Raw genomic sequence first — 9,344 nt, 5'->3', positions numbered from 1 at the left:
GGATAGAGATGCCCTAAGGTGCGAGATCTTTCCGCGACCATGGGACAGATACCGTGATGAGCCAGTGTATGGGGACGGCATCACTGTGACGGCAAAAACAGAAGACGAGAAGGTTATTGTTCGAAATGATAGACTTGAGTTCCTAGACGTCGGACCTGAGTTCGCAACTAACACATGGGGAAGAGGCACTCCCCGCTGGATCAATGTAGTCACGTTCAGCGACTTCAGTGAGGACCCCGAATCTGTGGGTGCCCTCCCAGAACGTCTCGATGACTGGAACTCCGTTGTTCAGAGCGCAGGATTTGAGCGTTCGTGGGGATCACGAGAGGGAGTAGTCCTCACCTGCATCCACAGTTCATGGCGGCACCATTGGCAGACCCCGACATCTCTGCGCGTATTCGATGCGTGGATGCGGGAGCAGGGATTTACAATGTCAATCTCCAGTGCTGGTCGTAGTGCGCGCGAGATCCTGCGGAGGCTCGGACGGTATGGCCTTTGGCCACTTACTGATCTGGAACTACTACAAGCCTTGAACGCAATGGCCCACGGTGAGGTGGAGGTTGTTACACGAGGAACTACGGAGCGCCGCAAGGCCAGATCACCCGCGCTTCCAAGAAGGTCTCTCATAGCTTTGCTGCGACGGATTACGAATAACAACATGGATCGAGTTGATCGTATACTCGAAATCCTTACTGGGAAGGAAATTGTTCGGATCGGCATGCGGGTAGAATGCTCTCACTGCGAGCAGTCCAACTGGTACTCAGTCGATGATCTCAGACGTGAGTTGAAGTGTCATCGCTGCCTCCGCGAATATATCTTTCCCAGCGCTTCGCCGCCCAGTGAGTGGTCTTACCGTACGATCGGGCCGTTCGCTACTGAGAATTTTGCTCAGGGTGGCTATTCAGTGGCGTTGGCACTAGGTGCACTGGGGTTTCGATTGGGAGCTGAAGTGACGTGGATTCCGTCCATCGAGTTAGCAAGATCGAACGAGATAAAGCTCGAGGCGGATTTCGCCATGTTTTGGCAGTACAAACACATTAGATCGGGCTCGTCGCGATTGATATTTGGTGAGTGTAAATCTCTCAACAGGTTCGAGATGAAAGATGTAGAGCGGATGCAGGAGCTTGGATCGGAATTTCCTTCCTCCGTCTTGGTGTTTTGTACACTCCGGAGCCAGTTGGATTGGGACGAAAAGAAAAGGATCAAAAGGTTGGTTAAAGCCGGGCGGTCATCGCGAGGTAAAACCGGGAATCCAGTCATTGTCCTGACCGGCTTGGAACTTCTGGGTACCGGGATCCCCAATTGTTGGGGCAAAGAAGCTGCGGACGTTCTTACGTATGCGCGTACACCGCGCGGTCTTGATGAAGTAGCGATTCTCACCCAGCGACTCCATCTAGGTAGTACATGATTCTCCAGAGCGTAGAGAGTGGCCTGCTTCCTGCCCGTTCGCCCGCCGCGTAGGTTGCGCGGCGGGCGTTTTGCTGCGTTGAATCCGGGTTGCACACGTCACACCGAATCTGAAACGGAGCCGCATGGTCGAGGTCGCCACCACCCCTCCCAGCGAGCGTTATCCCGGTCGGCCGGAAGAAGGCCGCATCGTCGTCATCGCGCCCACGCGCGCCGCGTGCGAAACCATCGAACTCGGCGTGCAGCTTACCGGGGTCGACACCATCATGCAGCGCGAGCACGGCGAAGAGATTCGCCAGCTCGCGGCGTCCGGCAAGGGCTTCGGCATCATGGCCGGCACGGGGACGGGAAAAACGCTCGCCATCCGCCCCATCGCGCAGACCATCCTGGGCACCGAGGACCTGCGCGTGGGTGTCGTGAACCGGGAGCGCGAGGCGACTCCGGAAACGCCCAGCTGGAACGTGGTCATCGTCACCACCGGCATTGCACGACGGTGGCTGCAGGACGCGCTCATCGACAGCAACGACGTGGTCATCGTCGATGAAATCCACCAGACCAGCGCGGAACTGGAGCTGTGCCTGGCGCTGGCCAAGCGCGCCGGCTGCCGCTTCATCTGGCTCTCGGCCACCGTGGATCCCACGTTCTACAGCAACTACCTGAACAGCGCGGCGGTCATCGAGTCCAGCGCGTTCGACCCCGCGATGGCGGCGGACGTGCGGGTGAGCAACACCAGCGACCCCGTCAGCTTTCTGGGCGACCGCTTCATGCGGCACGTGGTCAAGAACAAGCGCGGCGTCGCCGTCTTTGTGCCCACGCGGGCGGGAACGGAGCGCATCGCCAAGGAAGTGTCGGACCGCTGGCGCGAAGTGATGACCGAGTTCTACCACGGCGGCGAGCCCGTGGCCAAGCTGCGTCCCTTCCTGGAGGGCGAGGGCGCGCCGCACCCGTTCGTGCTGGGGATGACGGCCGCGGGGCAGTCCGCGCTCAACCTGCGCGGGCTGGACACCGTCGTGATCGAGGATGCGCAGTTCACCACGCTGGTCAAGAAGGGCAAGAGCGTGCTGACGCGCATGCCGTTGGGCGCCAACGAGATGCTGCAGATGGCGGGGCGCGTGCACGGCCGCGTGCCCAACGGCGAGGTGTGGATCCTTTCGGAGCGGCAGATCGACTTCTTCGCGCTGCGCCCCACCGAGCCGCACTTTCAGCTCGCCGGTGACCCCGAGCGCGTGGCCATGACCTGCGCCGACATGGGCGTCCGCGCCGACGACCTGGACCTGCCCGTCCCGCTGGACCGCATCGCCTACGCGCGGGCGATGGAGCTGCTGACCACGCGCGGCATCATCGCCAACGGCCGGCTGACGCGCTACGGGCGGGAAGTGGAAGTGCTCCCCGTGGACCGCGCGTACGGCGAGCTGCTGGTGCAGGCCGACGAGCACCTGGTGCCCATCGTGGCCACGTGCGCGTCCATCGAATCGCTGCACCGCATGCTGCGCCAGCAGGACAACGACATCGGCCAGTACGTGGTCCCCGGCAGCGACCACCTGACCGCGTACGCCATCTACCGCGACGCGCTGGAAAAAACGGGCACGCTGGGCACCGTCTACGGCCTGCCGCGCCACATCTTTGATCCGCAGGCGCTGGAAGAGTGGGCCGAGGAGCGCGGCGTGATGATGCGCAGCATCGAAGACGCGGCGCTCGCCATCGCCAGCATCTACCGCGGGATGGACCTGGCGCTGCCCCGCAACATGCCCAAGCTGAACGCCAGCCTGATCCGCGACTGGCAGTCGCTGGTCGCGCGGCTGATGCCGTTCAGCCTGGTGATCGACGAAGAGACGGCGTGGGGCGAGGAGGTTTCCGTCAGCAAGACGAGCGTGGCGGGCGCGTACGGCGCCGTCGCGGGCGAGATCGTGTACTTCGCCGACAAGATGGGGCGCGCGCGTGGCAGCATCAGCGGCACCCAGCTTCCGCACGAGCTGATCTGGGAGTTCGCCGCGCCGGGTGACGCGCAGGTGGTGTACGACAACGCGCACCGCCGGGCGCCGCTCCGTCTGCGGCGGGAAAGGGCGTTCCACGGATTCGTGCTGGAGAACCAGGACGAGGCCATCGACCGCTTTCCGCGCGGGCTGGAGGAGGAGTGCCGCACGGTGCTGGCGCAGGCGATGGTCACGGGGCAGGCGTACCACCGCGACCTGGCCGCCAGCCGCGAAGCCATCCACGAACTGCGCGACGTCTACCGCCGTTCCGCCGGACGCACGCCGGGGATGAACGAGCAGGCGCTCACGGACTACCTGTCGTCGCGCCTGGCGAGCGTGAACAGCTACTCGGAGTTCCTGGAGACGCCGCTGCGCATCAACGCCGACGAGCTGGTGCCGGCGGCGGAGCGCGCGCGGTGGATGGCGCTGCCCAGCAGCATTGAGCTGGACGGGCGCGAGTACCCGCTCAACTACGCGTTCGAGGGCGACGAGGCCGTGGTGCGGGTGCAGATCCCGGCCAAGTTCCTCCACCACCTGGACGACGCGCACCTGCCGGAACTGGATCGCCCGCTGCACTTTACCGTCACGCGCGGCAAGCGCGACTCGGTGCGCGCGTCGTCGCTGGATGAGGCGCGGCGGCTGGTGGAAGAGGCGTTCGCGGCCGAGCGCGCCGAGCGTCCGGCGCCGGGTGCGGGTGGCCGTGGCGGCGGAGGCGGGCGCGGGGACGGACCCCGGCGCGGCGGCCAGCGCGGACGTGGCGCGCGCGCGGAGGCGGAGGAGCCGCGGCGGGGCAGGGGACAGGGCCGCGGCAAGAAGCACAAGCCCGGCCCGCCCAAGGGCGGCGCGAAGCGCAAGCGCGCGAAGTACTGAACTGATTTGTCTCTAACAGAGGCACAGAGGCACAGAGAGAAAAAACGAGGAGGAGGACCGGGCGGAATTCCGGTCCTCCTCCTCTTTGTCCCTCTTGTTCTCTGTGCCTCTGTTAGAGCTTGCTTTTGCCGTTATCTCAGCACCCGCAACTCACGCAGCCGCCAGGCGCCGTCTTCCCACACCGCGCCGACGTAGACGATGGAGGACAGCGTGTCGGACACGCCGCGGGGGCGCGCCACCCACGTCAGCTCGCCAAACCCGCGCACCGGCGACCCGCCCGAGATGGTCACCTGACGCGGCCGCACGGACACGTTCTCCCGCTCCGCGAACAATCCGCGCAGCGCGGCGGAGGCGTGGCGCTCCTGCACCTCGCCCGGGCCGTCGCCGGCCAGGTCCAGCACGATGCGCCCGTCCTCCGGGGCCAGCGCCACGATGGCGTCCGCGTCCCCGCGCGACCACAGGCGCGCGATGTTCGCCACGAAGTTCTCCAGCGGCGCGGGTTGCTGCGCCGCGAGCGCGCGCGGCAGCAGCACCAGCGCGATCAGCGGGAGAAACAGGGAAACCAGCCGTACGATCTTCATCTATGCCGTCACCGGTAGTTCGTTCATTTCCTGGAGCGCGCGGGCCAGCGCCGCCGCCGGGTCCGCCGCGGCCGTGATGGAGCGGCCCAGGACCACGTAGTTCGATCCCAGCCGCGCCGCCTCGGCGGGCGTCGCCACGCGGGCCTGGTCGCCCGCATCGTCGCCGGCCAGGCGGATGCCCGGCGTCAGCACGCGGAATCCGCCACCCGTTGCACCACGGATCGTGGGCACCTCGTGCACGGAGGATACGACGCCGTCCAGCCCGCACGCCTCTGCCAGCGCCGCCAGCCGCGCCACCTCCGCGCCCGCATCCACCGACGCGCGCCCCCACGCCTCCGCCGCTTCCGCCTCCGTAAGCGAAGTGAGCAGCGTCACGCCCAGCAGCTTGGGCGCGGATGGACCCGCCGCGTCCCTCGCCTTGGCCGCCGCACGCATCATCGCCGCGCCGCCGGAGGTGTGGATGGTCAGCAGGTCGGCGCCGAGCCCGGCGGCGCTTTCCACCGCGTGCGCCACCGTCGCCGGGATGTCGTGCAGCTTCAGATCCAGAAACACCCGGCATCCCCGGGCCGTCATCGCCCGCACCACCTCCGGCCCCTCCGCCGTGAACAGCTGCAGCCCGACCTTTACGAAGTCCGCGCCGGGGCCGATGCGGTCCAGCAGGCGCTCCGCTTCCGCGCGGGAGGGCACGTCCAGGGCAATGATGGCGACGGGAGGCATGGGCGAGTGCGTAAGCGGTTGGAGTGCGTACACTTCGGCCCGCCGGGAAGGTCCGCGGCGGGCCGGATGGTCATCGTCGGGCGGCGATTCAGTCGCGGGCGCTCTGGCGCCGCTCGCTGGCGTCAAAGAAGTCGCGCACGCTCTGCGCAAGCTGCTGGGCAATGCGCTCCTGCTGCTCGGGATCGGTCAGCATCGCCTCCTCGCGGTGGTTGCTGATGAAGCCGATCTCCACCAGCACCGCGGGCATGAACGCGCCCACCAGCACGGCGAAGCCCGCCTGCTTTACGCCACGGCTGCGACCCGGATGCACCTCGCGCAGCCGGTTCTGAATCATCTGCGCCCAGTCGCTGCTTTCGCGCAGGTGCTGGTTCTGGCGCAGGTCGTTCATGATGAAGTCCAGCGGCGTGTGGCCGGCGGGGCGCTCCTCGTACTGCGCCGCCGCGTCCTCCATCGCCTGCACGCGCCGCGCGTCCGCCGTGCGCGCCTCGGCCAGAAAGTACGTTTCGTACCCCGCCTCGGCGCGGCTGGGATTCGCGTTGCAGTGAATGGACATGAACAGCGCCGGCTGCCCCTCGTCGCGCCACGCGTTGGCCATGCGCCCCCGGTCGCGCAGCGCGATGAGCGTGTCGCGGTCACGCGTCATCCGTACCTCATACGACGGGTCCGCCGACAGGATCTCCGCCACCCGCCGCGCGATGCGCAGGTTGATGTGCTTCTCCCGCGTGCCGGACGGCCCCTGCGCGCCGGGATCCACCCCGCCGTGCCCGGCGTCCACCACGATCAGCCGGCGGCGCGGCGGCGTCGCGGGAGTTCCGGCAGCCGGAGCCGGAGCGGCGGCCGGGGCCGGGCGCGCCGCGGCGGCAGCGAGCGCGCCGGGATCCACCCGCAGCGTACGCGCATCCACGTCCACCCACACCGGGCCGCCCGCGGGTTCGCCGAGCAGCGCCAGGAACGCGGTGGGAACGTACACCACGCCGTCGCGCGCGTACGTGGGCGAGGCGAGCATGCGCGGCTGCCCGTCCACCCGCACGCCCGGCGAGTCCACGCGCAACGCAAAGGTGCGCGCGCCCATGCGCACGATCACCTCGCCGCCCTCGTACGCCACCTGCGCCCCCACGTTCACCAGCGCGGAGACGGGGAGGGCGGGGTAGCCACGGTCCGTGGCCTCCGCGACGGAGACCGCGTCGGTGCCGCTCGCCAGCCGCCACGCGCCGGGCGTCTGCGCGGGAAGCACGGCCGCCGCGGACGCGGCGGCGAACAGGAACAGAAGAGTGGCCAGAACTCGCATCCGGCTGCTCCAGGAATGCATTTACCCGTTATCCTTGTAGGCGCGCTCCATGTCGCGCGCATCCGCGCGCTCCTTGAGCGTTTCTCGCTTGTCGTGCAGCTGCTTTCCCTTCACCAGCGCCAGGTTCACCTTGGCGACCCCGCCGGTGAAGTGCAGGTCCAGCGGCACCAGCGTGAGCCCCTTCTGCTCCACCTGCCCCACCAGCTTGCGAAGCTGGTTGCGGTGCATCAGCAGCTTGCGCGGGCGCAGCGGGTCGTGGTTGAAGCGGTTGCCCTGCTCGTACGGAGAGATGTGCAGGTTGTACAGCCACAGCTCGCCGCGGTCCAGCCGGGCGAAGCAGTCCTGCAGGTTGGCGCGTCCCTGGCGGAGCGACTTCACCTCCGTCCCCAGGAGCACGATTCCCGTCTCCCACGTGTCCAGAACGTGGTACTCGTGCCGCGCCCTGCGGTTGCTGACGATGACTTTGCTGCCACCGTCCGCCTTCTGGTCAGCCATTCACCCGGATCGTGCGTGCGTGGGCCGCGCCCCCGGTGCGGGAGCGCGGCGAATCGACAGAGATGTCAGTAGATGAAGACGGGCGTGCCGACGTCCACCTCGTGGTACAGCGCGCGGGCGGCCTCGTTGGTCATGCGGATGCAGCCGTGCGACACGGCCTGCCCCAGCAGTTCCGGCTTGTCGGTGCCGTGCAGCGCGATGCCCTCGCCCAGAAAGAGTGCCGTGGTGCCCAGCATCCCCTCCTCCCACCGCGCTTCGGAGTCCGCGTCGGGAATGGGAGTGCCGCGCTCGATGTAGGCCCAGTCGGGCACGTACCAGCGGGGATTCTTTTCCTTGCGCTGCACGCGGAACATGCCGCGCGGCGTGCTGAACTCCCACTTCTGCCCCGCGCCCTCCAGCCGCGTCCCCGTCCCCGTGCCGACTACCGTGGACCAGAGGACACGCTCCTCCTCCATCAGGTACAGCCGGTGCTCTTCGAGTGCGATGACGATGTAGCGCTCCGCGCTCACCGGCGCATCCCGGTATCGGGCCGCGCCCTCGCGCGACACGCCGTGCGCCACGGCCAGCGGCGATCCCGGCAGCGTCTGCGCCGCCCCGTTGTCCACGACGAAAAGCACGGCTACGAGGGCCGCGGCAAGCGCCGCACCGAACCCACTTTCGTACTTTCGTACTCTCGTACTTTCGTACTTGTTCATTCCAGCAACTCCCGTTGTCGTCGGCGGATGCGCATAAGGTCGTACACCTGCGCCACCTCGCCGCCCAGCACGAACACGATCGCAAGATAATAGATCCAGAAGATCAGGATGATCAGGTTGGCCAGGGTGCCGTACGTGGTCTGCCAGTTCCCCACGTGCGCCACGTACCAGGCAAAGATCCCCTTGAGCGCCTCCCACACCACCGAGGTGAACACCGCGGCCACGATGGCGATGCGCCACGGCGTCTTGCGCTTGGGAAGATAGCGGTACATCAGCACGAACATCAGCAGAATGAAACCGAACGCCAGAATGCGCGCCAGGGCCCGCTGCATCGACACCACCTCCGCACGGCCCGACAGCCCCAGCGTCTGCACCCCGTAGTTCTGCGCCGCTTCCACGGCGATGGTCGTCCCCGTGTTGAGCAGGAACAGCGTCCCGGCCACGAGCACCATCTGCACGTCGAAGATCTTGCCGTCGATGATGCCGCGCTCTTCCGGCAGGTCAAAGATGTGCTTGAGCACCGACCGCAGGCTTCCCACCAGCCGCGTGGACGACCACATGAAGAGGATCAAGCCCACCACGCCGAACCGCGTGCGCCCGGCCACCACCTCGCCCACCAGCGTGCGGGTGAGCGTCACGATCCGTTGCGACGGGGGCAGAATGCCCAGCACGTAGTCCACCGCCATCTGCTCCGGATCCTCCACGGCGCGCTGCAGCACAAAGCCGAACACGCCGATGAGCATGAGCAGAAACGGGATGGCCGCCACCAGCACGTTGAAGGCGATGGCGCCGGCCAGAAAGAAGATGTCGTCTTCGCCCGCCTTCTGGTACACCCGCCGCGCGAAATCGAACCATCCGCCCAGAACGCGCCGAAGGGCCGCGCCGGCGGCCCTCCGCAGCACCGTCGCCCGCGAGGGGGAGCCAGCCGGGTCCGTCATGGCCGAAACGACAGGCGCGCGGCGTGCGGCGTCACTTCGCCGCGTCGCCGTCCACCAGGTCGCCCGCGTCAGTTTCCGTCGACATGCGGGTGATCACCACCTCCTGCACCACCATGCTGCCCCCCTCCGCCCGGTTCGCCGCCGGAGAGCTGTCCGGACGATCCGCCGCGGGAACGATGTCCGTCCGCTGCACGGGGGAAAGAATGTCCGGGCGATCCGCCGCGGCCGCGCTCAGGGTGAGCGTCGCGGGCGCGGGTTCACCGTCCGCCGTGACGCGCGCGGAGGGTGCAGGGGAGAGCGGAGAAAGACGCGGGCCGGCGGGGGCGGGCGCTTCACCGCGCTTGCCGGAGCGGTACTGCGCCTTGGCCTCGTCCAGGCGC

8 protein-coding genes and 1 pseudogene are annotated in these 9,344 nt (G+C 67.4%); 2 read left to right on the top strand and 7 right to left on the bottom strand.

The genetic code is table 11. The annotated features are described in order from the left end of the window. The first annotated feature begins 658 nt into the window (after positions 1–658). On the top strand, positions 659–1,408 hold the full coding sequence (locus tag VF665_RS03395; RefSeq protein ID WP_331051997.1) for a hypothetical protein: 750 nt from the start codon (positions 659–661) through the stop codon (positions 1,406–1,408). Positions 1,409–1,532: 124 nt separating this feature from the next. Next, positions 1,533–4,250 (top strand): hypothetical protein, encoded by a 2,718-nt coding sequence (locus VF665_RS03390; RefSeq protein ID WP_331051996.1) that lies wholly within the window; start codon positions 1,533–1,535, stop codon positions 4,248–4,250. Between the two features lie 131 nt (positions 4,251–4,381). Here the strand turns inward: VF665_RS03390 and VF665_RS03385 are convergent, their stop codons facing one another. The 7 genes and pseudogenes from VF665_RS03385 to VF665_RS03355 form a co-directional block, all read right to left on the bottom strand. Further along, positions 4,382–4,831 (bottom strand): hypothetical protein, encoded by a 450-nt coding sequence (locus VF665_RS03385; protein WP_331051995.1) that lies wholly within the window; start codon positions 4,829–4,831, stop codon positions 4,382–4,384. Continuing rightward, positions 4,832–5,581 carry an orotidine-5'-phosphate decarboxylase gene (gene pyrF, locus VF665_RS03380; protein ID WP_331051994.1) on the bottom strand — a complete coding sequence of 250 codons (750 nt, stop codon included), beginning with the start codon at positions 5,579–5,581 and terminating at the stop codon, positions 4,832–4,834. 55 nt (positions 5,582–5,636) lie between these two features. Then, the gene (locus VF665_RS03375; RefSeq protein ID WP_331051993.1) at positions 5,637–6,836 is read right to left on the bottom strand and encodes an N-acetylmuramoyl-L-alanine amidase; all 1,200 of its coding nucleotides are present in this window, start codon (positions 6,834–6,836) and stop codon (positions 5,637–5,639) included. Positions 6,837–6,857: 21 nt separating this feature from the next. After that, positions 6,858–7,331 carry an SsrA-binding protein SmpB gene (gene smpB / locus VF665_RS03370; protein WP_331051992.1) on the bottom strand — a complete coding sequence of 158 codons (474 nt, stop codon included), beginning with the start codon at positions 7,329–7,331 and terminating at the stop codon, positions 6,858–6,860. A 65-nt stretch (positions 7,332–7,396) separates the two neighbouring features. Then, entirely contained in the window at positions 7,397–8,026 is a 630-nt protein-coding gene (locus tag VF665_RS03365; RefSeq protein WP_331051991.1) for a L,D-transpeptidase, read from the bottom strand. After that, positions 8,023–8,964: a YihY/virulence factor BrkB family protein gene (locus VF665_RS03360; protein WP_331051990.1), complete on the bottom strand. Its 942-nt coding sequence runs from the start codon at positions 8,962–8,964 to the stop codon at positions 8,023–8,025. The genes VF665_RS03365 and VF665_RS03360 overlap by 4 nt, the downstream gene beginning before the upstream one ends. Positions 8,965–8,995: 31 nt before the next feature. After that, a pseudogene (locus tag VF665_RS03355) lies at positions 8,996–9,344 on the bottom strand (hypothetical protein); the annotation flags it as partial.

This window comes from Longimicrobium sp. (assembly GCF_036387355.1).
In the GTDB taxonomy this organism is placed as follows: domain Bacteria; phylum Gemmatimonadota; class Gemmatimonadetes; order Longimicrobiales; family Longimicrobiaceae; genus Longimicrobium.
The sequence above is the reverse complement of the archived record's forward strand: the minus strand, read 5'-3'. Positions and strand labels throughout refer to the sequence as shown.

Bases quoted from the DNA above. Each gene is read 5' to 3' on its own strand.
- VF665_RS03395 (WP_331051997.1), top strand. From the start codon at position 659: ATGGATCGAGTTGATCGTATACTCGAAATCCTTACTGGGAAGGAAATT.
- VF665_RS03390 (WP_331051996.1), top strand. From the start codon at position 1,533: ATGGTCGAGGTCGCCACCACCCCTCCCAGCGAGCGTTATCCCGGTCGG.
- VF665_RS03385 (WP_331051995.1), bottom strand. From the start codon at position 4,831: ATGAAGATCGTACGGCTGGTTTCCCTGTTTCTCCCGCTGATCGCGCTG.
- VF665_RS03375 (WP_331051993.1), bottom strand. From the start codon at position 6,836: ATGCGAGTTCTGGCCACTCTTCTGTTCCTGTTCGCCGCCGCGTCCGCG.
- smpB (WP_331051992.1), bottom strand. From the start codon at position 7,331: ATGGCTGACCAGAAGGCGGACGGTGGCAGCAAAGTCATCGTCAGCAAC.
- VF665_RS03365 (WP_331051991.1), bottom strand. From the start codon at position 8,026: ATGAACAAGTACGAAAGTACGAGAGTACGAAAGTACGAAAGTGGGTTC.
- VF665_RS03360 (WP_331051990.1), bottom strand. From the start codon at position 8,964: ATGACGGACCCGGCTGGCTCCCCCTCGCGGGCGACGGTGCTGCGGAGG.